25 protein-coding genes are annotated in these 23,150 nt (G+C 64.8%); 9 read left to right on the top strand and 16 right to left on the bottom strand.

All coding sequences use genetic code 11. The features are described from left to right. The first annotated feature begins 24 nt into the window (after positions 1–24). From Q0071_RS18575 to Q0071_RS18555, 5 genes are read left to right on the top strand one after another with little or no spacing between them, the layout of a single operon-like run. Entirely contained in the window at positions 25–1,200 is a 1,176-nt protein-coding gene (locus tag Q0071_RS18575) for a serine hydrolase (RefSeq protein ID WP_298173143.1), read from the top strand. After that, positions 1,197–1,658, top strand: a complete 462-nt coding sequence (locus tag Q0071_RS18570) for a DUF3237 domain-containing protein (protein ID WP_298173140.1) — start codon at positions 1,197–1,199, stop codon at positions 1,656–1,658. The genes Q0071_RS18575 and Q0071_RS18570 overlap by 4 nt, the downstream gene beginning before the upstream one ends. A 31-nt stretch (positions 1,659–1,689) precedes the next feature. Next, the gene (locus Q0071_RS18565; protein WP_298173137.1) at positions 1,690–2,043 is read left to right on the top strand and encodes a hypothetical protein; all 354 of its coding nucleotides are present in this window, start codon (positions 1,690–1,692) and stop codon (positions 2,041–2,043) included. 40 nt (positions 2,044–2,083) lie between these two features. Then, complete coding sequence (locus Q0071_RS18560) at positions 2,084–2,419, top strand: hypothetical protein (protein WP_298173134.1); 336 nt, start codon at positions 2,084–2,086, stop codon at positions 2,417–2,419. 1 nt (position 2,420) lies between these two features. Beyond that, the gene (locus Q0071_RS18555) at positions 2,421–2,828 is read left to right on the top strand and encodes an ester cyclase (RefSeq protein ID WP_298173131.1); all 408 of its coding nucleotides are present in this window, start codon (positions 2,421–2,423) and stop codon (positions 2,826–2,828) included. 7 nt (positions 2,829–2,835) lie between these two features. On the opposite strand, the gene Q0071_RS18550 is transcribed toward Q0071_RS18555, so the two are convergent. The 6 genes from Q0071_RS18550 to Q0071_RS18525 form a co-directional block, all read right to left on the bottom strand. Next, on the bottom strand, positions 2,836–4,422 hold the full coding sequence (locus tag Q0071_RS18550) for an MFS transporter (protein WP_298173128.1): 1,587 nt from the start codon (positions 4,420–4,422) through the stop codon (positions 2,836–2,838). After that, entirely contained in the window at positions 4,419–5,261 is an 843-nt protein-coding gene (locus Q0071_RS18545; protein WP_298173125.1) for an NAD(P)H-binding protein, read from the bottom strand. Before Q0071_RS18545 ends, Q0071_RS18550 begins: the two co-directional genes overlap by 4 nt. Positions 5,262–5,276: 15 nt before the next feature. After that, on the bottom strand, positions 5,277–6,332 hold the full coding sequence (locus Q0071_RS18540) for an amidohydrolase family protein (protein WP_298173123.1): 1,056 nt from the start codon (positions 6,330–6,332) through the stop codon (positions 5,277–5,279). A gap of 9 nt (positions 6,333–6,341) precedes the next feature. Continuing rightward, positions 6,342–7,772 (bottom strand): NAD-dependent succinate-semialdehyde dehydrogenase, encoded by a 1,431-nt coding sequence (locus Q0071_RS18535; protein ID WP_298173120.1) that lies wholly within the window; start codon positions 7,770–7,772, stop codon positions 6,342–6,344. A 124-nt stretch (positions 7,773–7,896) separates the two neighbouring features. Beyond that, positions 7,897–8,634: a nuclear transport factor 2 family protein gene (locus tag Q0071_RS18530; protein WP_298173117.1), complete on the bottom strand. Its 738-nt coding sequence runs from the start codon at positions 8,632–8,634 to the stop codon at positions 7,897–7,899. Positions 8,635–8,689: 55 nt separating this feature from the next. Next, the gene (locus tag Q0071_RS18525; protein ID WP_298173114.1) at positions 8,690–10,087 is read right to left on the bottom strand and encodes an MFS transporter; all 1,398 of its coding nucleotides are present in this window, start codon (positions 10,085–10,087) and stop codon (positions 8,690–8,692) included. Positions 10,088–10,248: 161 nt separating this feature from the next. Between Q0071_RS18525 and Q0071_RS18520 the strand changes: the two genes are divergently transcribed. Together Q0071_RS18520 and Q0071_RS18515 are read left to right on the top strand one after the other, a co-directional pair. Further along, positions 10,249–11,178, top strand: a complete 930-nt coding sequence (locus Q0071_RS18520) for an SDR family NAD(P)-dependent oxidoreductase (RefSeq protein ID WP_298173111.1) — start codon at positions 10,249–10,251, stop codon at positions 11,176–11,178. Next, positions 11,175–12,095, top strand: coding sequence for an SDR family NAD(P)-dependent oxidoreductase (locus tag Q0071_RS18515; protein ID WP_298173109.1), 921 nt, complete (start codon positions 11,175–11,177; stop codon positions 12,093–12,095). Before Q0071_RS18520 ends, Q0071_RS18515 begins: the two co-directional genes overlap by 4 nt. Positions 12,096–12,242: 147 nt before the next feature. Here the strand turns inward: Q0071_RS18515 and Q0071_RS18510 are convergent, their stop codons facing one another. From Q0071_RS18510 to Q0071_RS18500, 3 genes are read right to left on the bottom strand one after another with little or no spacing between them, the layout of a single operon-like run. Continuing rightward, on the bottom strand, positions 12,243–12,911 hold the full coding sequence (locus Q0071_RS18510) for an alpha/beta hydrolase (RefSeq protein ID WP_298173106.1): 669 nt from the start codon (positions 12,909–12,911) through the stop codon (positions 12,243–12,245). Then, positions 12,908–13,789: a methylenetetrahydrofolate reductase gene (locus tag Q0071_RS18505; RefSeq protein WP_298173103.1), complete on the bottom strand. Its 882-nt coding sequence runs from the start codon at positions 13,787–13,789 to the stop codon at positions 12,908–12,910. Before Q0071_RS18505 ends, Q0071_RS18510 begins: the two co-directional genes overlap by 4 nt. Before the next feature lie 57 nt (positions 13,790–13,846). After that, complete coding sequence (locus Q0071_RS18500) at positions 13,847–15,193, bottom strand: aminomethyl transferase family protein (RefSeq protein ID WP_298173171.1); 1,347 nt, start codon at positions 15,191–15,193, stop codon at positions 13,847–13,849. A 220-nt stretch (positions 15,194–15,413) separates the two neighbouring features. Between Q0071_RS18500 and purU the strand changes: the two genes are divergently transcribed. Together purU and Q0071_RS18490 are read left to right on the top strand one after the other, a co-directional pair. Next, positions 15,414–16,268, top strand: a complete 855-nt coding sequence (purU, locus tag Q0071_RS18495) for a formyltetrahydrofolate deformylase (protein WP_298173100.1) — start codon at positions 15,414–15,416, stop codon at positions 16,266–16,268. A gap of 208 nt (positions 16,269–16,476) precedes the next feature. Further along, positions 16,477–16,878, top strand: coding sequence for a VOC family protein (locus Q0071_RS18490; RefSeq protein ID WP_298173097.1), 402 nt, complete (start codon positions 16,477–16,479; stop codon positions 16,876–16,878). Positions 16,879–17,040: 162 nt separating this feature from the next. Here Q0071_RS18490 and Q0071_RS18485 read toward each other — a convergent pair whose 3' ends face one another. The 7 genes from Q0071_RS18485 to Q0071_RS18455 form a co-directional block, all read right to left on the bottom strand. Then, positions 17,041–18,036 carry a TauD/TfdA family dioxygenase gene (locus Q0071_RS18485; protein WP_298173094.1) on the bottom strand — a complete coding sequence of 332 codons (996 nt, stop codon included), beginning with the start codon at positions 18,034–18,036 and terminating at the stop codon, positions 17,041–17,043. 1 nt (position 18,037) lies between these two features. Continuing rightward, positions 18,038–18,799, bottom strand: coding sequence for an alpha/beta fold hydrolase (locus Q0071_RS18480; RefSeq protein ID WP_298173091.1), 762 nt, complete (start codon positions 18,797–18,799; stop codon positions 18,038–18,040). Next, positions 18,778–19,554 carry a glutathione S-transferase family protein gene (locus Q0071_RS18475; RefSeq protein ID WP_298173088.1) on the bottom strand — a complete coding sequence of 259 codons (777 nt, stop codon included), beginning with the start codon at positions 19,552–19,554 and terminating at the stop codon, positions 18,778–18,780. Before Q0071_RS18475 ends, Q0071_RS18480 begins: the two co-directional genes overlap by 22 nt. A gap of 4 nt (positions 19,555–19,558) precedes the next feature. Next, complete coding sequence (locus Q0071_RS18470) at positions 19,559–20,308, bottom strand: SDR family NAD(P)-dependent oxidoreductase (RefSeq protein WP_298173085.1); 750 nt, start codon at positions 20,306–20,308, stop codon at positions 19,559–19,561. Beyond that, on the bottom strand, positions 20,308–20,772 hold the full coding sequence (locus Q0071_RS18465; protein ID WP_298173081.1) for a protein tyrosine phosphatase family protein: 465 nt from the start codon (positions 20,770–20,772) through the stop codon (positions 20,308–20,310). The genes Q0071_RS18470 and Q0071_RS18465 overlap by 1 nt, the downstream gene beginning before the upstream one ends. A gap of 6 nt (positions 20,773–20,778) precedes the next feature. Next, entirely contained in the window at positions 20,779–21,651 is an 873-nt protein-coding gene (locus Q0071_RS18460) for an amidohydrolase family protein (protein WP_298173078.1), read from the bottom strand. Between the two features lie 68 nt (positions 21,652–21,719). Continuing rightward, a complete protein-coding gene (locus tag Q0071_RS18455) occupies positions 21,720–23,144 on the bottom strand; it encodes an aldehyde dehydrogenase family protein (protein ID WP_298173170.1) in 1,425 nt (474 codons plus the stop codon). Positions 23,145–23,150 lie beyond the last annotated feature (6 nt).

Genomic DNA, 23,150 nt, shown 5'->3' with positions numbered 1-23,150 from the left:
GCAGCAAGTGTTGCCTTGGCCCCTATGGCCGCTTCCGCGCAGACGGCACCGGCAGGCCCCTCCGCCGCCGTCATCTCCATGCGCGAGCAGTGGCTCAATCCGGCGATCAACAGCTTCACCTTCCGCGATACGAACAATGTCTTCGAAAGCCGCGATGTGCCGCGCTCCGGCCCGGTTGCGCCGCTCGCCACCGGCGCGCCGCTCGCCATGCCGCAGCACCAGTCGGGTGGCGCGACAATGCCCTATGCAGCCTGGGCCGATCGCACTTTCACCAACGCCCTTCTGGTGATGAAGGACGGCAAGGTCGTTTTCGAGGACTACCGCAACAAGTCTGACGCGGCGACGCACTTCATCTCATTCTCGATGGCCAAGACCATCACCGCGCTGCTCGTCGGCATCGCGCTGGGGGAACACAAGATCCGCTCGCTGGATGACAAGGCAGGCGCTTACGTCCCCGAACTCAAGGCGGGCGGCTACGGCGATGCCACGATCCGCCAGATCCTCCAGATGCGCTCGGGTGTCGACTACGAAGAGCGCTACGATTTCGGCGAGCATCCCAGCCTTGCCGCGACAATCCACACGAAGGCCATCGTCCGCAACGAGATGCGCTTTGCCGATCCCGCCGTGACCATTGGCAAGAAGACCGCGCCCGGCAGCACTTTCAACTATGCGACGCTCGATACAGCCGTGCTGGGCTGGATCCTTGAGCGCGCCACGGGCGAGAAGCTGGAGACCTACACCGCCAGCCGCCTCTGGGGTCCGCTCGGCGCCGAAGCGGGTGCGTTCTGGATGGCCGATGGCCCGCCGGGCAACGGCCGCGCGCTGAACGGCATGGGCTACAACGCGGTGCTGCGCGATTTCGCGCGGCTCGGGCAGATGATGCTCGATGGCGGCAAGGCGAATGGGCAACAGATAGTGCCTGCCGGGTGGGTCGGCCAGATGACCACGATGATCCCTTTCACGGCGGACTACGCCAAGAAAGCCGAATTCAAGGGCTATGGCTATCAGACCTGGCAGGTGGACAACGAACCCGGTGCCTACAGCGCGGTCGGCCTCGCGGGCCAGTTCATCTACGTCCACCCCAAGACGCGCACGGTGATCGTGAAGCTGAGCTACAATCCGCCGGTCGAGCCTGAATGGTTGACCCCGGAAGTGCTGGACTACTTCCACGCCATCGTGCGCACGCCTGCAGCCAGATGATCAAGCCCGATCTCGAATTCGTCTATGAAGCGACCGGCGATCTCGAACCGCCGGTCGCTATCGGCGCGACGTATGACGGCACGCGGCGAATCATTCCCATCGTGGGCGGCGGGCGCGTGGAAGGCCCGCGCATCAAGGGTAGGCTGATCGGCAACGCTGCAGACTGGCAGCTCACCCGCCACGACGGCGTGACGGTGGCCGATGCGATCTATGCGCTCGAAACCGATGACGGCGTGGTGATCCAGATCCGCAATCGCGGCCTGCGCCATGGCCCGCCCGAGGTCATGGCCCGGCTCGCGGCAGGCGAGGAGGTGGACCCGTCCGCCTACTACTTCCGCACCGTGCCCGAATTCATCGCACCCGAAGGCCCCTACGACTGGATGAACCGCTCCATTTTCATCTGCTCCGGCGCGCGCTATCCCCTGGGGATAAAGCTGTGGGTATGGCGGGTATTGTAAGCCGCCTGCCGCGCCCCGAAAGGATAATGCCGTGGCCCGTGCCGACCGCCTCGAACGCCTCGACCGCCGCCGCGAGGGGCTGGAGGCAGACTACCGCGAAGCGCTGATCGCCGCGCTCAAGGTGACCGCTGCGGGGAGCTGGGGCCTGTTCGACCACCGCCAGGACCGCCACGACCGCGCCCGCGCCGCGCCGGCAGTCGCCGAACTGGAGGCGCTGGCCGAAGAGATCGCCGAATTACGCGAGCAGTTGATGCTGGACGAACCCTTCGCGCTGCACCAGCAGTTCCTCGCCGCACGGGGACCGGTACGCGCGCAGGCAGTGGGTGAGCCGAAACAGGCCCGCGCCTGGCTGGAGCGTCTGGCGGCCGAAGCCGAACCGGAGTAGAGCCGCTGCGCAATTCTGCTGCTGAACCAAAGGCACATGCATGGCCCGCAAGCATTCCAAAGGCGGTTGGCGAGACGACGAGGACGAGGCACCCGAGGCCGCGCCCCCGCCGCCGTGCTGGCTCTGCGGCCGCCCCTGCGGCTCCACCGTGGTCTGGCATCACCCCGTGCCCAAGAGCCGCGGCGGGCGTGAGACCGTGCCGATGCACGCAATCTGCCAAAACACGCTGATCACCAACTTCACCAATTCCGAACTGCAGCGCGCCGGGATGGACGTGGATCAGCTCCTCGCCAACCCGGCAGTGCGCAAGTTCGTCGATTGGGTGGCCAACAAGGACCCCGATTTCAGCGCGGGGACCGCGAAGAAGGGGCGGTAGAATGAGCACCCATCCCCTCGTTTCCGCTTTCTACGCCCGTGTCTGGAACGCAGGCGAACGCACTGCGCTCGACGAGCTCGTGACCGACGACTTCCACTTCCAGGGCTCGCTCGGCGCACCGGTGATCGGGCGCGATGCATTCTGGGGCATGGTCAGCTTCGTGCGCGGCGCCCTCTCGGATTATCACTGCACCATCGTGGACTGCGTAAGCGAGGGCGAGCGCGCCTTTGCCCGCATGCGCTTTGCCGGCACCCACATCGGCCCCTTCCGCGGCCACGAGCCCCGCGGAAAGCGTGTGGAATGGCAAGGGGCAGCGCTATTCACCTTCACTGGCGATCGCATCGCGGCTCTCTGGGTGCTGAGCGACACCGCCGCGCTCGATGCGGCGCTGGCGGGTAGCGCCGGCTAGGCCCGCCTTACCCCGCCGCCCGAGCAAGCAGGCCCTGCTCGTCCCGCTCTGCACGCCGCGCGATCAGCACCATCAGCACCGCGATCGGCAGGGCCACCCAGTTGATGCTCAGCATGGCGAAACGCAGGTTGCCCGTCGCATCGGAGAGCAGCCCCACCACATAAGGCCCGATGCCAAGCCCCAGGATCGTCATCACCAGCAGGTAGAGGCTCGAGGTCAGCCCGCGCATCCGGGGCAGGACTTGCTCGTACATGATCGCATAGAGCGGCGGCATCCAGCCGGTGAGGATGAAGCTGTAGGGCAGGAAGCGCCAGAAGAAGGTTTCCGCGTCGGGCGAAGTGTAGACCCAGAGCGACATCAGCGGCGAAACCGTCATCGCGAACAGCGCTACGCCCGCGCGGCCCGAGCCCGGCCAGCGCTTTTGCAGCCAGTCAGACAGCGGCCCCCACAGCAGCGGGCCGACAATGCCCATGCCCGCCGAAAGCAGGCCGAACTTCAGCGCCGTCTCGCCCAGCGAGAGGTGGTAGGTGCGGATCAGGAAGGTGGGGTTGAACGCCATCATGCCGTAATTCAGCACCGATTGCAGCGTGCCCACGGCCATGCACATCATCACCGTCGGCGAACCGCGGATCACCCGGCTGGCCTGCGGGTCGGAGAGGCTCACGCTCTGTACGAGGTTGACGATCACGACGAGACCAAAGCCGATCACCGCCCACTGCAGCGCGTGGGGATTGATGGCCATGCTGCCGAACACCAGCGGCGGCCGGGGCGAAATCGCGGTACTTGCGACGATCAGCATGACCATGACCGCGGCGATCACGCCCATCAGCACGAGGTTGCGCGCGATCATCGCCGGGGCGGCGCGGCGCGCGCGCATCACGATGAGGTGGAAGCCCGGCGTCACTGCACCGAGCATTTCGAGGCTGGCAGCAAACGGGCGCGGATCGGGCGGCGTTGCGATGCCGTCCATCACTCCGCGCTCCGGCTCGCGCAAGGTCCACAGGAACGCCGCGAGGACGAAACCGGGCGCGGCGGCGACGAGGAAGGCAAACTGCCAGCCGCGCAGCGCCGCCCCGGGATGCGCGACATCCCACCAGTTCGCCGCAAGACCCCCGAGAATCAGCGACCCGCCCAGCCCCAGCGCAATCGCCGAAGCCATGACCGCCATCACGAACCCGCGCTGCTGGCGCGGCCAATAATCATACAGCAGCGACGTACCCGCCGGCGAGGTCGCCGCCTCGCCGATCCCCACGCCAAGCCGCGAGAGTGCGAGCATGGCAAAGCTGGTCGTCAGCCCCGCAAGGCCGGTGGCGGCAGACCAGAACAGCAGGCTGATCGCCAGCAGCCGCGTGCGCACCCAGCCATCGGCCAGCCGCCCCACCGGCAGCGAAAACAGCGCGTAGAACAGCGCAAACACTGTGCCGTAAAGCAGCCCCATCTCGGCATCGCCGACGCCGAGGTCCTTCTTGATCGCGGGCGCGAGGATCGCAAGGATCTGCCGGTCGAGCAAGCTCATCGCCTGCGTCAGCGCGAGCAGGACGAGCGCATAGCGCCCGCCCTTGGCAACCACCGTCGGCAGGTTGGGCGCGGTCAAGCGAGGGCCGCCGCGATCGTGTCGGCGATCGGCGTCGTCGGCCTACCGATCAGGCGCGAAAGCGTGTGGCTGTCATCACACAACGCGCCCTGGCTCGAGGCATAGCTCGAATTGGCGAGCATCGCGGCCAGCCAGCCGGGCAGGCCCACGCCTTCGAGCGCGGCGGCATAGTCCGCCTGGCTCATATCGACATAGGCGACCGGCTTTCCGGCGATCCGCGCAACATGCGCGGCAAAGTCCGCCATTGTGAAGGCTTCGTCGCCCGCCAGTTCGTAGACGTCAGCAGCCGCACCGTCGACCAGCGCGGCCACCGCCGCCGCCGCATAGTCCGCGCGGGTGGCCGAGCAGATCCGCCCCGCACCAGCCGCCCCGATGATCGCACCATGCTCGATCGAGGGGCCGAGCGCGCCGGTATAGTTCTCGTTGTACCAGCCGTTGCGCAGCAGCATGTATGGCAGCCCGCTCGCCGCCAGCGCCGCTTCGGTCGCGCGGTGCTCCTCGGCAAGACCGATGGTCGAGGTGGGCGCGTGAAGGATCGAGGTATAGGCAATCAGGCCCACATCTGCCGCCTTGGCCGCATCGATCACCGCCTGATGCTGCGGCCCGCGCTTGCCCACTTCGTTGGCCGAGATCAGCAGCAACCGCTCCACGCCCGCCAGCGCCGCCGCGTCCACCGCATCATAGTCGAAGGCCCGAACCGAAACGCCGGAGGCTGCCGCCTCCGCCAGCTTGGCCGGCGTGCGCACCAGCGCCACCACCTTGTCCGCGCCGACCTTCTCTACCAGTCCGGCCAGCACCAGTTGCCCAAGCTGCCCCGAAGCACCTGCAATCGCGTACATATCTGTCTCCTGCGCTCAGAGCTTGAACCAGCGCTCGGCATTGGTCTGGAAGAACTTCTTCTTTGTTTCCCGGCTCATGTCCATCGCGTCCATCGCGCGGACTTCGTCGGCCACATACTGGTAGGGATAGTCCATGGCGTACATCACCCGGTCCTCGCCCACCACCTGCTGGCAGAACTTGATCGCGGGTTCCCACGCCATGCCCGAATTGGTGATCAGCACGTTGGAGCGCATGTATTCGGCGATAGTCTTCTTGAGCGGCTTCATCCGCTCGTACCGCTGCGAGCGCACGCCTGCCTGGTGCATGTAGTCCAGCCGGTAGAGCCAATAGGGCAGCGCCTCGCCCATGTGCCCGACCATGATCTGCAGATCGGGATACTTGTCGAAGATACCGATGGTGATGAGGCGCAGCAGGTGCATCCCCGTCTCCACCCCGAAGCCGAAGATCGCGCCGTCGAGCCCGGCCTCCAGCATCGGCCCGATCATGCTGTCGGGCGATGTGGCGGGGTGGATGTAGAGCGGCTGGCCCACATCGCACAGCGCGCGGAAGATCGGATCGAACTTGGGATCGTCGAGATACTCGCCCTGCGTGTGGCTGTTGATCTGGATGCCCTTGAAGCCCAGTTCGCTCGCCCCGCGCCGGATCTCCGCCGCTGACCATTCCGGATCCTGCGGCGCGACGGTGCCAAGCCCGATGAAACGGTCCGGATACTTCGCGCAGGCCTCCGCCAGCGTATCGTTGGCGCGCGCAGAGATACCCTTGGCCTCGTCCACATCGAGCATCGGCTGCACGCCCGGCGAAGTCAGCGCGAGGATCGCCTTGTCGATCCCCGCCCTGTCCATGTCGGCAATCCGCCGCTCTCCCAGATCGAGCAGCCGCTCCATGATCTGCATCGCGCGTTCGGAAGGGCTGGTGGCATAGAAGCCCCAGAGCGAGACCATGCCTTTGTCTGCCGTGCCATCACGGATCATGCGCAGGAACACGTCGATCTGTTCCTGCGTGGCAAAGGCTTCCTCGGTGGCGATGCGCAAGTAGCCTTGGGCGCCGCCGGTCTTGAGTTCCTCGGTCATGTCGCTTCCCTATCCCTCGTGCACCGCCTTGGTCACCATGCAAGCGAGCACGCCTTCCGGCCCGTCTTCCGCGCCGTGGCCCGACCAGCGCACGCCGCCGAAGGGCGAATCCGCGCCGGCGATCATGTTGGTGTTGATGCCCACCATCCCGGCCTCGATCTCGCGCGCAAGGCGCTGCTGGCGCTTGCCATCACTGGTCCAGGCGAAGGCGGCGAGGCCATAAGGCAACCGGTTCGCCTCCGCGATCATGGCTTCCTCGCCCGCATAGGCATTGATCAGCGCGACGGGGCCGAACGGCTCCTCGTTCATGATCAGCGCGTCCAGCGGAATGTCCGACAGCACCGAAGGCGCATAGAAGAACCCGGCATTGCCGACACGCTCGCCGCCGGTATGCAGCCGCGCGCCGCGCTGCACGGCATCGCCGATCAGCCGGTCCATCGCCTCGGGCCGCCGGGGGTTGGCCATGGGCCCCATGCGCGTCGCATCATCCAGACCGTTGCCCACGGTGATCGCCTTCGCACGCTCGGCAAAGGCATTGCGGAACCGGTCGTAGACGCTTTCCTCGACGATGAACCGCGTCGGGCTCACGCAGACTTGCCCGGCATTGCGGTACTTCTGGGTGACGACGGTATCGAGCACACGGTCCATATCGGCATCGCCGAAGACCAACACCGGGCCATGCCCGCCCAGTTCCATCGTCGTGCGCTTCATGTCCTCGGCTGCGAGCTTGGCGAGGTGCTTGCCCACCACTGTCGAACCCGTGAAGCTGAGCTTGCGGATGATCGGAGAGCCCAGCAGGTGCCGGCTCACTTCATCTGGCACGCCAAACACCGCCTGCGCCACCTCGGGCGGCAGACCTGCATCCAACAGGCATTGCAGAACGCCCAGCGCCGAGGCCGGGGTCTCTTCCGCCGCCTTCAGGATCACCGAACAGCCCGCCGCGATCGGTGCGCCCAGCTTGCGCCCCGGATTGCCGAGCGGGAAGTTCCACGGTGCAAAAGCCGCGACCGGCCCCACCGGCTCATGCGTGACGGTCGAGCGCATGCCTTCCGGCCGAACCAGTGCGCGGCCATAGATGCGGAACACTTCCCCGGCGTAGAACTGGAACAGCCCCACGTTCATCAGCACTTCGATCCGCGATTCGGCCAGAGTCTTGCCCTGCTCCAGCGTGGCAATCCGCGCGAGGTCTTCCTGCCGCTCCAGCAGCAGCCGCGCCGCGCCATTCAGGACGGCAGCGCGCTGCTGCGGCGTGGATTTGCGCCACAGCTTGAAGCCGCGCTGCGCCGCCTCCAACGCGCGGTCGAGATCGGCGGCATCGGCCAGCGGCAGCTCGCCGATGGTCTCGCCCGTGGCCGGATTGACGACCGCGTGGGTGCGCCGCCCCCCGCCGGAGATGCGCTCCCCGGCGATGATCATGTGAAGCGATGGGTATGTGGTCACGCAGCCTCTCCTTTGGGAGCATCAATCCCCCCAACCGTTCGTGTCGAGCGAAGTCGAGACACAGTGCGCTGCGTCTGGTGTCTCGACTTCGCCCGTCACGAACGGGACTTTTGGTTTCGAGGTATCAGCCCCGCGCCTTTTCCCGATCGATATCACCCTGCCAGCGCTGCGCCACGATTTCCTCGCCGGTCACCGGATGCGGCATGTGGAAGGGCACCAGCTTGTGCGTCGGCCAGAGCCAGTGATCCTCGATCAGCGCGTCCGGCCCGGTCGGGTCGGTGGGATAAGTCACCTTGGGGAACGGCACATACTCGTGCGGCGTGTTGGCCCAGCCATGTTCGAAATCGGCGTGCCATTGCGGCATGTAGTTGAGGATGTGGATGCGCCACACCCCGTCCACCTTCTTGTAGGTGTTCTCGTAAATCCCGCCTTCCCACCACTGGCGCGCTTTCAGATGCGGGGCATCGCCTTCGTAGTCCTTGTGCCGCCCGGCTTGCATCATTGAACGCGCGCGGGCCAGCGCCGTCACGCCGTCCGCCTGCACGTGGATGATATCCTGCAACTGCGGGTGATCGAGCAGGAAGCCGTCAATCGGGCCGTTGTTGCCATAAGTGAAGCGCTTCTGGAACCGCTCGCAATAGAGCCGCTTGACGCCTTCCTTGCCCTTCCAGATCCCGCCGAAGAAGCGCACTTCGCCGTCGTCGGTGAAGAGGTCCGCCGTCTCGAGATAGAGGCACTTGTCGATCAGGTAGCCATAAAGGTGCTGCAACTTGCGGATATCGAGCTCGTCCTCGCGCACGGTGAGGCGGCGCTCAAGCTCGGCCAGCTTGCCTTCCAGCGCGGCGATACGGTCTTCGGACATCCGGATTCTCCCAATTAGTTTGTATACCTAACAATCGCGGCGAGGCGCTGCGCTGTCAACGCCATTCGCGCTCAAGCCGCTCCACTTCCTCTCGATAAGGCTTGATCGCCCGGATCATCAGCAGCGTGGCAAGCGGCAGCAGCGTGCCCGCGGTGATCAGCAGCGCCTTCCACAGCTGGTGCGGATCGCCGATCACCACATCCTGCACGCGGCCCACCACGAAGCTGCCCATCGCGCCGAAGAAGGTGAACATGAACAGGTAGATCGCCGTCACCTGCCCGCGCATGGCATTGGGCGCCACACGCTGGACGGCGGCGTTCTGCGGCACCGCGCCCGCCATGCCGAACATGCCCGAGATGCCGAACAGGATCATTGAAGCCCAGGGCGTCGGCATCAGGATCGCGGCAATCGTGCTCGCGGTCGTACCGGCAAAGCAGATCGCTGCGGCGCGTACGTTCGCGTCCTTGTGCCGCTTCGCCAGCCATTCGACCATCACGCTGCCCAGCAGCAGGCCCGCCAGCGAACCCGCCAGCACCGTCACGCTCAGCGCCGCGCCGATCTGCGCTTCGTCCCAGCCGAAGGTGCGCACCATGAATGGTACGCGCCAGAACTGCAGGCCGAACACCTCGACCGCGCTCAGCGCCAGCGCACCGAACAGCGGATAGTAGACGCGCGGCTTGGCATTGATGGCGCGCAGCGCATCGAGGCCCATGAAGGTCAGCACGCGCCGCCCGAACCCGGCATCCACCGGCACTTGCGGCGCATCAGGCGCGGGGGCGAGCCGCGCGGGTTCCTTCACAGTCAGGAACAGCAGCCCCACGAGCAGGCCCGGCAGCCCCATCACGATCAGGATCCACTGCCAGCCCCGGATCGTCAGCGGTCCCAGCGTGGTCGGCGCCCAGCCCGCGCTCATCACCACCAGTGCCCCGCCGATGAGCGGTCCCAGCACCGTCCCGCCGATGAAACCGAACTGCAGCAGCGCAAAGGCGCGCGTCAGCTTCTTGGGCGGAAAGGCATCGGCAAGCAGCGAGTACGACGAGGGCGCATGGGCCGATCCACCCGCCGCCAAAAACACCCGGCTTCCCACGAACTGCGTGAAGCTCTGTGCAAGGCCGCCAAGCGAGATGATGAGGCCGACCACCGCCGCCCCGCCCGCCAGCACATATTTGCGCGGATAGATATCGGCGAGCCGCGCGAGCGGGATGCCCACGAAGAGATAGCAGATGATGCTCGCCGGACCCGCGAGGAAGCCCAGTTGCGAATCGGTCAGGCCGAAATCGTGCTTGATCCGCTCGGCCAGCATGCCGAACGTCACCGCATCGAAGAAGGTCATGAAGGTCGCCAGCACGATCACCGTCAGCGCCCAATAGGCCGCCCCGGTTGAAGGCCATTCGCGCTCTGCGCCCGCGCCTGCCGCTGCCCCCGGATCGGCCAAAACCGTCGGACCTGCCATTGTCACTCCTCTCGTCCGGTGGCCGCGTGACTGAATCGCCGGAGCCTTTTTCGTCTCGAACAATTGTTAGTCTTGCATACAATCTCGGCGTGGTGAATAGAAAAGGCAATCTAACAATCGGTGGAGTCATTGAAGGCTCCCCGGCCTCCAGGAGAGCGATCATGCAGAACCTCCCCGGCAAGACAGCCTTCATCACCGGCGGCGCCAGCGGCATCGGCCTCGGCATCGCCAAGGCGCTGCTCGGCGCCGGCATGAACGTGGTGATCGCCGATATCCGCGACGATCATCTCGCCGCCGCCGAAGCCGAACTCGCAGGCGGCGAACGCGTGCTGCCGCTGAAGCTCGACGTCACCGACCGCGCCGCCTTTGCCGCTGCGGCTGATGCGGCCGAGGCGAAGTTTGGCAAGATCCACATCCTGTGCAACAACGCCGGTGTCGCCGTCGTCGGCCCCACCGAGCTTGCGACCTTTGCCGATTGGGACTGGGTCATGGGCGTCAATCTGGGCGGCTCGATCAATGGCATCGTCACAATCCTGCCGCGCATTCTGGCCCACGGTGAAGGCGGCCATATCGTCAACACCGCGTCGATGTCGGCGCTCGTGCCCGTTGGCGGCACCACGATCTATTCCGCCGGCAAGGCCGCCGTCACCGCGATGATGGAATGCATGCGCCCTGAACTGGAAGCGCGCGGCGTGATCTGCTCAGCGTTCTGCCCGGGCGCGGTCCAATCGAACATCGCCGACGCGGGCAAGACCCGCCCCACCGATCTGGCCGAAACCGGCTATGCCGAAGCTGACAAGCGCCGCGCCTCCGGCGGCAACTTCATGCACCTCTACCAGACCAAGGAAGAGGTGGGGCAGCGCGTGCTCGAGGGCATCCTCAACGACGAACTCTACATCCTCACCCACAGCGAGTTCCTCACCGGCGTGCGCGAGCGCGGAGAGGCAACCACGGCGGCCGTGCAAACGCACCTTCCCGAAAATGCTGAATACAAGCAGACTTTCGCGATGCTGTTCCGCAATCCGGCAATCACCGCCGAAATCGCCCGGCAGGATGCGCTGAAAACCAAGCGTGCAGGAGACGCCGCATGAAAGACTTCGCAGGCCGCACCGCCTTCGTCACCGGCGGTGCCAACGGCGTCGGCATCGGGCTCGTCCGCCAGCTTTTGAATGAGGGCTGCAAGGTCGCCATCGCCGATATCCGGCAGGATTCGATCGATCAGGCGCTGAAGAGCCTCGACAACCGCGAGGTCATGGGCGTCCAGCTCGATGTCGCCAGCCGCGATGGCTTCAAGGCGGCGGCTGACGAGGTCGAGGCAAAGTTCGGCCCCGTCTCGATCCTGTGCAACAACGCGGGCGTCAACTTGTTCCAGCCGATCGAGGAAAGCTCCTTCGACGATTGGGATTGGCTCTTGGGCGTGAACCTCCACGGCGTGATCAACGGCGTGATGACCTTCGTGCCGCGCATGGTCGAACGCATCAAGGCGGGCGAGCAGAAGGGCGGCCACGTGGTCAACACCGCCTCGATGGCTGCCTTCCTGGCGGCAGGCACGCCCGGCATCTACAACACCACCAAGTTCGCGGTGCGCGGCCTTTCGGAATCGCTGCACTACTCGCTGCTGCAGTATGAAATCGGCGTCTCGGTGCTCTGCCCGGGCCTTGTGAAGAGCTACATCTACGCCAGCGACGATATCCGCCCGGACGAGCTGAAAGGCGCGATGAAGCCGGTCAATTCCGAGGCCGTCGAGCGCCTTGCGGGCATCCACGAATTCGGCATGGAGCCCGATGTGATCGGCGCGCGCGTGATCGAGGCGATGAAGGCCAATCGCCTCCACATCTTCAGCCATCCCGATCACAAGGAAGAAATGCGCGAGATCTTCGACGAGATCATCGGCGAATATCAGGACTACCCGAAAGACCCCGGCCACGACCAGCGCGTGGCGTTCGAGAAGTTCCGCCGCGATTCGTTTGCAGAAGCGCGGCGCAAATCTCGCGCGGCGGACTTCTAGAAACTGATGCCTTAACGCTTAGTTCTCCGTCGCCCCGTGCTCGACACGGGGCAGGGCTGTTCTTCCGGTGCAGCGTCGACAAGAAGAGCCAAGGCCCGTGTCGAGCACGGGCCGACGGACTCATTTGCTGATAGCTCGGTCTAAGCCTCAGGCGCAGGCCAGCAGGATCTGCAGCGTCTGCTCCGGCTGATCGCCCATGACGTCGTGGCCTGCCTTGGCCTCGTGGTATTCCCAGCCCTTTTCGCTGCTCACCCGCGCCACGAACTTGCGGAACGGCGTCGGCTCCCAGGCATTGGCGAAGACATAGATCCGCCGCCCGACCTTGGCTTCCTCGCCGGTGAACTTCACCGCTTCCACCAAGGTCAGCAGCGGATGCGGTGAAAGCAGCGGGTGCACTGCTCCTGGCAGCGGCGCGACTGCGCCCGGGGTAAACTTCTGGCTGCCGATATAGTGGTTGTGCTCCCACTCGCCGGTCAGGTCCCACAGCGATTGGCCATCCTGCGGCAGGAAGGCATCGAGATAGACCAGAGCCGAGATCCGTCCGCCTAGCCGCGTCGCCACGCCCGTCACGATCATCCCGCCATAGGAATGGCCGACCAGCACGAAGCGGTCCAGACCAGCCGAGGCAATCTGATTGCAGACGTCATCGATATGCGTCGTCAGCGTGATGCCGGGGTGGAACTCACCCTTGCGCGTGCCGAGCCCGGTCAGCTGCACCAGCACCACGCGATGCCCCGCCGCGCGCAGTTCGCCCGCCACCCGGTCATAACCCCAGCTTCCGCCCCAGGCGCCGTGGACGAGAACATAGTCCGTCATGCCGAAATCCCGTGTTTCGCGTTGTAGCCGTGGATCCACTCCAGCGTCTTCACCATGCCGCCGAAGGGATAGAAGTGCAGCCGCACGCGGCCATGCTGCGGCCCCAGCCCCCGCGCAAAGGCATCGACCAGCTTGTCCGGCCCAGCGCTGCCGAGGAGGTTGGTGACCGAAATCCCGTACTTCCTCAGTACCGAGGTAGAAGCCCCCACGCCGCAGCGTGCAGCGAAGCTCAGCAGTCGCTTGATCCCCGCCGGACCCGGCACACCGATCCGCACCGGTGCATCGATCCCCAGCGCGCGCAGCTTGAGCAGCCAGGCGAGGAAGGCATCGGGATCGAAGCCGAACTGGGTCACGATCAGCGGCGCCATCCCGCGTACCTCGATCTCATTGGCCTTCTTCAGCAGCACATCCCAGCATTGCTGCTCGGTCATGTTGGGATGCCCTTCGGGGTGGCCGCCGATACCGATGGCCTTGATCCCGCTGCGCTCGAACGCGCCCGTGGCGATCAGCGCCGAGGTATCGAAGTAGGGCCCCACCGGCTCGGGCGGATCGCCCGCCACGATGAACGCGCGCGAAACGCCCGCCTGCTCGACCACCGCCTTGAGATAGCCCTCGAAGTCATCCTCCGAAGTGATCCGCCGCGCGGAGAAATGCGGCATCGGCTCGAACCCCAGCTCGCGCACCGCCACGGTCGCCTTGACCCGCGCCGCCACGTCCTCGCCGGGCAGGAACGTCACCGCAATGGGCGTCTCCGCTGGAATCAGCGGCGCAGCTTCGCGCAGCGAAGCCTCGTCCTTGGCGGTCATCTCAAGGCTGAAGCCATCGGTGATGCCAAGGGGCGGCTTGTCCCAGTTCGGATGGATCAGAGCTGCAGCCATGTCGGGTTCCTCTCGTGCGACAGCCCCTCCCCTCGTTGGAGGAGGGGCGTCATTGCCTCAGCGACCGGTGCGCCAGCCTTCAGCGTAGTTCTCGCGCGCCACCCGGCTGTAGGGCACGGAAGAAACGATCGCGCGGACTTCGATCTGCTTGTGCGGCTCGACCGTGGTCTTGCGCGTGCCGCCATCGGGCTCACCCCAGACCACGCGCACTTCGGTGCCGACCGGGATTTCCGGATCAACGGTTGCGAGCGAAAGCGCCTGCTTTTCGTTGTAGGAATAGCCGGTGAACATCGAAACGCCGACCGTCTTGCCGCCCGCATCAACCACGCGGTCGTAGTTCGACGAGGCATAGTTCGCCAGCGGCACGTCGAAGAACTTGTACTGATCGCCATCCGGGTTGAACAGCGAAGCGGTGATCTTCGCCATGTCTTCCGGGTTCCATGCCAGCGTCACCTTCTTGCGCTGTGCGGCGGGGTCCAGCTTCTCCAGCGCGTCGCGGCCGTGGAAATCATGGTCGAACTTGACGAACGGGCCGTAACCCAGCTCCCACGGGTTGAGGTAGTAATCCTCGATGCTCTCGCCCACGAACGAGCCGCCGATCGAGCCGGTCGCCTCATAGCTGTCGGCGCCCAGCCACTCGCGGAAGCCCTTCAGCTTCTCGCCGGTGTAGATCGCGGGCAACGGCGAGGGGATCCAGCCCGATTCCAGCGTGTTCGAAGGATAGGCGCGGCTGCCGCAGGCGATCAGCCCAAACTCCTTGCCCGCTTCCAGAATGGCGGCGCGGATTTCTTCCTGTTCTGCATAAGGGCCCCAGATTTCGAGACCCGGCGCGCCCGACATGCCGTGGCGCAGCGTGCGCACCGTCTTGCCGGCGATGTTCATGGTGCTCATGTTGAAGAACTTGAGCTGCTCCAGCGGCCCGCCATGGAGCTTCTCTATCACGTTCCACGCCTGCGGACCCTGAATCTGGAAGCGCCATTCCTTGCGGGTGACGGGCTTGCCCATCGGGCGCATCGGCGAACGGTCATCCAGCTCGATCTCGACATCGTAGCCGCCCGTCGCGCCGTGATAACGCAGCCAGTTCGAAGCCGGTGCGCGGCCGACATAGGTGAAGCTCTCTTCTTCTTCCCAGAAGATGATGCCATCGCCGATCACGTGGCCATAGGGCGTCGTCGGCACATACTGCTTGGCCTTGTTGACCGACCAGCCCTTCGAGCTGTTGATCATCGTGTCGGACAGCAGCTTCCCTGCATCCTTGCCGCGGATATAGAGGTTCACCATGTGGTGCGACTGGTCGAACAGCACCGCACTGTGCTGCCATGCCCACTGCTCGCTGCGCCAGTTGGAAAACTCCGGCGCCACCACCGGGTAGACATAGGCACCAAGCTGCGAGTTGCGCAGCATTTCGACGATGTTGGACTGGCCCTGGAGGACCTCTTCGAGGTTGGCTGCCACGTTATCTCTCCCGATGAAAAAAATGGCTGGTTGAAATTTGTATGCAACACATACAATATCAGGGCAGATTCGCAATGCCAAATTGTGCAGCCCCCATGAGAAGGGAATGCACGGCTGGCAGCCAACGCCCGCACGCTCTATGGGGCCTGCGGCTCTAGGGAGAGATTGAATGACTGCACCAGTGATCCTGACGCTTTCGTGCGAGGACAAGCCCGGAATCGTCGCCCGGGTTACCGGCAACCTCTATGAGGCCGGCGCCAACATCCTTGAGGCGCAGCAGTTCGACGATACCGAAAGCGGCCGCTTCTTCATGCGCGTCGTGCTCGATCCGGGCTCGGGCGATCAGGATACGCTGCGCAGCGCCTTCGCGCCGGTGGCGCAGCAGTTCGGCATGCAGTGGACGATGCGTGATAGCTCGAAGAAGCGCCGCACCGTGCTCATGGTCAGCAAGTTCGATCACTGCCTCGGCGATCTGCTTTACCGCACCCGCATCGGCGAGCTGCCGATGGATGTCGTCGCGATCATCGGCAACCACCCCAAGGAAGCGCTCAACATCACGCTGCTGGGCGATGTGCCCTATCACCACCTGCCGATCACGAAGGACACCAAGCCGCAGCAGGAAGCGCAGGTTAAGGCGATCGTGAACGAAACCGGCGCCGAGCTCGTCGTGCTGGCGCGCTACATGCAGATCCTTTCGGATGACATGGCCTCGTTCCTCAACGGCCGCTGCATCAACATCCACCACTCGTTCCTGCCGAGCTTCAAGGGCGCCAAGCCCTATCACCAAGCCCACGCGCGCGGCGTGAAGATGATCGGCGCGACCGGCCACTACGTCACGACCGACCTCGATGAAGGCCCGATCATCCACCAGGACGTGACGACCGTGACCCACGCCGACACGCCCGAAGACCTCGTCCGCAAGGGCCGCGATGTGGAGCGCCGCGTGCTGGCCGAAGCGGTGCGCCTCCACCTCGAAGACCGCGCGCTGCTCAACGGCACCAAGACGGTGGTGTTCAGGAGCTGATCAATTCCCGCTTGCTCTCTCCCTTCAGGGGAGAGAGCATTGGAGTAGGACGGCACAAGATAGTATCGTCGGCCCGGACTTGATCCGGGCCTTGGCTTTCGTTTTTCTGGCGCAACGCTGGAACCTCAGCCAAGCCCCGTGTCGAGCACGGGGCGACCGAAACTGATCAACGTGTAATCCTCAAAGTCGATGAACGAGGGAGCAGGCAATGCAGGTTAACTGGCTCGATCACGTCAACGTGATCACCGACAAGCTCGATGAAACCGCCGAGTTCTACAAGGCGCTGCTGAACCTCGAACGCCGCAACGCCCCGCCCCCGCTGACGCCGGACAACGCGCAGTGGATGTACGACGCGGGTGGCAAGGCGATCGTCCACATCAATTCGGTCGATTGCCCCCGCGCCTTCGACCGCCCCGTCGAACCCGGCGCGCTGACGGGCGCTGTCCACCACGTGGCGCTCAATTGCTCGGGCTACGAGGAACTGATGGAGCGCGTTGGCGCGCTGGGCACGCCCTTCCAGCTCAACACCGTGGCCTCCATCGGCCTCAGGCAGATTTTCGTGAGCGATCCCAACAACGTCCTGCTGGAACTCAATTTCTTCGGGGATTGAGCGAGCGCTTATACGCTCTGGATTCCCGCCTTCGCGGGAATGACGAAACGAGTTTCAGCCCCCAAACCTTCGTCATTCCCGCGAAGGCGGGAATCCAGAGCGACCAGACCAAAACCCCCGTCACCCCGGACTTGATCCGGGGTCCCGCTTCCTCCCGCAACCCTACTCCGGCCGCTCCCCCGCCATCGTCGTCCGATACATCTCCCGCCGGAACCCGTCATAATCGTTCGGCGCCAGATGCAGCGCGGCGCGGTTGTCCCACATCGCAATCATGCCCGGTTCCCAGCGCAGGCGGCAGGTGAACCCGGCCTGCGTGATATGGCGCGTCAGCATGTCGAGGATCGGGCGGCTTTCCGCCTCGGTCATGCCCTCGATCCCCACGGCATAAACCTCGTCCACATAGAGCGATGGCAGCCCGGTGAAGGGATGCGTGCGCACCAGCGGGTGGAAATTACCATTCAGCGCGGAGCTGCGCCGGTCGTCATTGGCAAAGGCCATCGGCTTGCCGCTGATCCGCTCCTGGGTCGCCACGTTCGCCTCAGCCGACATATGCACCTTCAGCGGGCGCAGCATCGACTGCATCGCAGGGCTCAGCATCCGCCAGGCGAGCTGCGTATCGGTCCAGGTCGTGTCACCCCCATAGGGCGGCACCTGAATGGCCCGCAGGATCGTCACCGAAGGCGGCTCATCCAGAAACGGCGAATCGGTGTGCCAGCCGCTGCCGAACAGCGCCTTGGTCTTGGTGTCAGCTTCCTTGATCAGCGGATGGACGTTGCGGTGCCCCTCCACCCCTTGCGTATAGGCATCGACCGCAAACGGCCCGAAGCGCGCACTGAACGCCTCGTGCTCGGAATGCGTCAGATGCTGATCGCGAAGGAACACCATCTTGTGCCGCCACAGCGCGTCGCGGATCTCATCGAAGGCTTCGGGCAGCAGATCATGCCCCAGCCGCACGCCGGTAATCTCCGCCCCCATCGCAGCAGTCAGCGGATGCGCGGTGATATGCGCATAATCGCGCGCCGCATTGTCGAAATCGCCCTGCGGGCTCAGCCTCACTTCGCGCATAAAACGTCCCTCTTTAACCCCGTTCGTGTCGAGCGAAGTCGAGACACTTTGCGCCAGTGTCTCGACTTCGCTCGACACGAACGGAATGGGCAACCTACACCGGAATGGCCCCCTCCAACGCGTCGGCAAGTTCCACCGGGCGCGAGAGGTAGGGGCTGTGATCGGCATCGAGCGTCACCACCCGCGCACCGGGCGACATGGCCTGCATCCGGCGCTGGCTGGTAATCGGGATCGTGCGGTCTTCGGTGCATTCGATATAAGTGCGCGGCAAAGAACCCCAGCGCTGCGCCGAAAGCTGCAGCAATTCCGCGCGCGGCCCATGCGGCTCCGCCAGCAAGCGCGGCAGCACGCCCGCCACCAACTCGGGCGGCGAGATCTGCGCAAACACCGGCCCGGCCCGCTCAGGATCGACCACTGTCGCTGCGCCATCATGCACCTTGCTGATGATCGCGTCGAAATCGGGATTGGGCTCTTCCAGCGCCTTGAATTCGGCGCGCGATACGCCCGAAGGCAGCATCATCGCGCAGATATAGACCAGCGCGTCCATCGCCTCCGGATCGCGCTCCGCTGCGGTGCTCACCACCAGCCCGCCGCGGCTATGCCCTGCCAGCACGACCGGCGCGCCGCCAAGCTGCGCCTTCAGCTCGCGGCAATGCTGCGCAGCAAAAAGGCCCCAGTCACCCAGCGTGATCGCGGCCATTTCCTCAGCCGTACCGCCCATCGCCGGCAACGTGGGTGCAACCACGGTGTGCCCGCGCGCGCGCAGCAATTCCGCAACCGGATCGAAGCACCAGCCGCCATGCCACGAACCATGGATCAGCACGAAACCCGCCATCAGCGCACATGCCCCGACCATGTGCGCAGCCCCGGTGCCGTGCGGTCCTCACTCTTCAATGCCGCCGCCATGCCCGGCCGCGCCGTCACGCGGTCGCGCCATTCCACCAGACGCGGCGCGCGCTTGGCGATCTCGATTTCGGGGAACATCCGCTCCACCATCATGCCGCAGTGCGAATAGAAATTGATATCCGCCAGCGTGTAGCCGTGCCCTGCCAGCCACGGCGTTTCCGCCAGCTGCTTCTCCACCTTGTCCACGGCGTATTCGATCTTGGCCGTCGCATTGGCGAGGTCGGCTTCGGAAAAGCCTGAACGCGCCGTCGCCCACTTCTTGCGCTGATCGGGCAGCGGGATGCTCTCGAGCAGCTTCTCGAACTCGCCGCTCTCGATATTGCGCGCGATCACACCGACCAAGCGGTGCCAGCCGTGCATCGAGACGAAGTTCATGACCTGCTCGTCAACGAACTTGTTCCAGTAGCGCATCCGCGCCGCCCCCACCGCATCGCGCGGACGCAGCGGGCCGTCAGCGGGCTGCGCATCGGGAAACACGTCCTCCAGATACTCGTTGATCACCGTGGTGTGGGTGATGATCGTGCCGTCATGATCGAGCACCGGCACCTGGCCTTCGGGATTGATCGCGGTGAACCACGGCTGGTGCTGTTCGAACTTGTGCAGGTCGACATACACGCTCTCGTAGTCCAGCCCCTTCTCCTTGAGCGGGGCCATGGATTTGAGCGAATTGGCCAGCGGTTCGGCGTGGTAGTACTTGAGCGTCATGCGGTTACCTTACGGCAAGAGTGCCCAGCACGCCGCCATCCACCGCCCAGCTCTGGCCGGTGACATGCGCGGCGGCGCGTGAAAGCAGGAAGGCGGCAACTTCGGCGACATCCCCCGCGCTGCCCAGCCGCTGCTGCGGCACATTGGCGGCGAGCGAGGTCAGCTGCTCGGGTGGCACGCCATCCAGCAGCGGCGTATCGATGAAGCCGGGCACGAGGCAATTGACGCGCACGCCATAGGCTGCCCCCTCCAGCGCCGCCGCGCGGGCAAGGCCCAGCACCGCGTGTTTGCTCATCACATAGCCCACGTTCATCGCCATCCCGCGCTCGGATGCAAGGCTGCCGGTGATCAGGATCGAGCCGTGCCCACGCGCCTTCATTGCCGGCAGCACATGGCGCACCGCCCAGAATGCAGACTTCATGTTCACCGCCATCAGCGAATCAAACGCATCGTCCGAATAGTGTTCCAGCGGCGCGAACGTCCCGCCCGTCCCTGCGTTGAGGAACAGTCCATCGATCGGCCCATGCTGCGCTCCGGCGCTGTCCAGCGCGGCGATCAGCTGGTCCTGCTGGCCTACATCTGCTGCTGCCCAGCCGGCACCTGCACCCAGCTCCGCACAGAGATCGGCGAGCAATTCGCCCCGCCGCGCAATCACCGTAACCCGCGCTCCGCCGCGCACCAGCCGCTCCGCCGTAGCCCGGCCGATCCCGGTTGAAGCGCCGGTGATCACGACATGCTGGCCGGCGAAATCCATCAGTCCGCCTTCGGTGCGATGAATTCCGCCCAGGCCTGCCACTCCGGCTTGTCCGCCGCATCAGGAACCCATTGCTGCGCCATGAGTGCGCGCGCCTCCGCCTCGGGCATCCCCTGAAAATCACGGTGCAGCCGGTAGAAGAACGCGGAGACCCGCCAGTTCATGATGCAATGCACGTGCACCGGCTTCGGCCCCTGCTCGATTGCCGCGCGGAACGCCTCGAAATGGGCCTCGGCAGGCGCATCGAACGGGACCGGGATATGCGTGTAGGCGATACCTTCGGCGCCAAACCAGCCCGCCTCATCAGCCAGCGCCTCGGGATGGCTGTCGAGCGCCAGATTGACGACCTGCTTCACGCCCAGTGCGGCAAGGCGGGCGACATCATGGTCCTCGAGCCGCCCCGAAGTCGTCACATCGCCGCTCAACCTTTGCCAGCCGCGGATATCGGCGGGATCTGTCTCCATACCGGCTCAGGCCATCCCCAGCACGCGCAGCGCGTTGTCCTTCATGATGCCGGGCAGCACCTCATCCCGGAAGCCCACCTTGAGCGCGGCATCGATCCACTTCTGCGGGTGGATCAGCGGGAAGTCAGACCCGAACAGCATCTTATGCTTCAGCTGCGTGTTGGCATACTGGATGATCTGCGGCGCGAAGTACTTGGGGCTCCAGCCGGACAGGTCGATAAAGACGTTGTCCTTGTGCAGCGCCATCGAAAGGCTTTCATCCACCCACGGCCACGAAGGGTGCGCAAGGATGATCTTCATGTCGGGAAAGTCGACCGCAACATCGTCGATCAGCATCGGCTGGCCATACTTGAGCCGCATCCCGCCGCCGCCGCGCATGCCTGTGCCCATGCCCGAATGGCCGGTGTGGAAGATGGCAGGCAAACCGTATTCGGCGATCACTTCATAGATCGGATAGGCCACGCGGTCCGCCGGGTGGCAATCCTGCACGATGCCATGGAACTTGAAGCCCTTGACCCCGTAGTTCTCGATCAGATCGCGCGCCTCGCGCGCGCCGAACTTGCCCTTGTGCGGATCGATCGAGGCAAACGCGATGCAGATATCGTCGTTCTTGAGCGCCATTTCGGCGACTTCGTAGTTCGAGACCCGCTTCGCGCCCATGCCGCACTCCGCATCGACCGTGAACATGCAGAACGCGATCTGCTGCTCGCGGTAGATCTCGACGATCTCGGGCATCTTGGGCCGTTCGCGCGGGGCCTTGAAATAGGCCGATGCCGCATCGAAGAACTTGCCCATCACCGGATCTTCCGGATCGTGGCACGAAACCTCGGCATGCACGTGCACGTCGATGGCCTTGATCTTCGTAATATCGATGGGCACCGGCAATTCCTTGAAAAAAGCCCCGACGACCGCGCGGTCGCCGGGGCTGTTGTTCACTCAAACATGGCTCAGACGAGCGCGTCCTTCTTGACGGTGATCACCTGGCTGTAGGTGAACTCCTTCAGGCCCTCGATGCCGTATTCAGCGCCGAAGCCGGACTGCTTGTGACCGCCGAAGGGTGCGAAGGGCGAGAGGTGGAGGAACTCGTTGATCCACACCGTGCCGGTTTCGAGCTGCTCGGCGATCTTCACGCCGCGCTCGGTATCCTTGGTCCACACCGCGCCGGCGAGGCCATATTCCGAGTTGTTGGCGCGCGCGATGACTTCGTCGTCAGACGAGAACTTCATCAGCGGCATGACCGGGCCGAACTGCTCCTCGGCAACGATCCGCGCGTCTTCGGGCGGATTGTCGAGGATGGTGATCGGCACGTAGTAGCCCGAGCCCGAAGGATCGACATCGCCGCCGACGAGGAACTTGTAGCCGTTGGCCTTGGCGTCCTCGATCAGCTCGCACACGCGGTCGAACTGCTTCTTGTTCTGGATCGGACCCACGCCGGTGCCCTGGTTGGCACCATCGCCCACGGTCACGTTCTTCGCGTACTCGGCAATCGCCGCGCTCATCTCGTCGTAGATGTCTTCGTGGATATAGATGCGCTTGGCCGCCACGCAGATCTGGCCCGCGTTGGTGAAGCTTGACCAGAACAGCTGCTCGGCCACCTTGGCAACGTCGGCATCGGGCAGCACGATCGAGGCGTCATTGCCGCCGAGTTCGAGGGTGATGCGCTTGAGGTCCTTCGAGGCGCCTTCCATGATCTTCTTGCCGGTCGCGGTGGAGCCGGTGAAGGTGATCTTGTCGATATCCGGGTGCGCTGTGATCATCGGGCCGAGGGCATCCTCGCCGGTGATGATGTTGACGACGCCAGCAGGCACGATGTCCTTGATCAGCTCGGCAAAGCGGAGCGTGGTCAGCGGGGTGAACGGCGAGGGCTTGAGCACGATGGTGCAGCCCGAGAGGATCGCGGGCGCGATCTTCTGCACGGCCATCAGGATCGGGAAGTTCCACGGCACGATACCGCCGACCACGCCGACCGGCACGCGGCGCGTGCGGCTGAGGCGCTCGTCGCTATCCTCGTTGATCGTCTCTTCCAGCGTCAGCGTCGATTGCGCGTTCATCATCGCCGAGCAGCCGCCGATTTCGAACTGGGCCTGCTGGTGCGGCTTGCCCTGTTCGGCGGTGAGGAGGCGGAACAGCTCGTCGAAGTTGGCGTCGATGGCTGCGGCCATGGCGCGGATCACCGCACGGCGATCGTCGACCGGGGTCTTGGACCAAGTCTTGAAGGCGCGGCGGGCAGCGGCCACGGCGCGATCAAGCTCCTCGGCACCGCAAGCCGGCACCTGGCCGATCACCTGCTCGTTCGCCGGGTTCACCACGTCGAGCGCGGTGGCAGTGGTCACCAGTTCGCCGTCGATCAGATTGGGGTAGAGTTTGGTCATGGGTCT

It is taken from the genome of Novosphingobium sp., assembly GCF_027486195.1.
GTDB lineage: Bacteria > Pseudomonadota > Alphaproteobacteria > Sphingomonadales > Sphingomonadaceae > Novosphingobium.
Note: the sequence above shows the minus strand (reverse complement) of the source record. Positions and strands in the feature narration are given on the sequence as shown.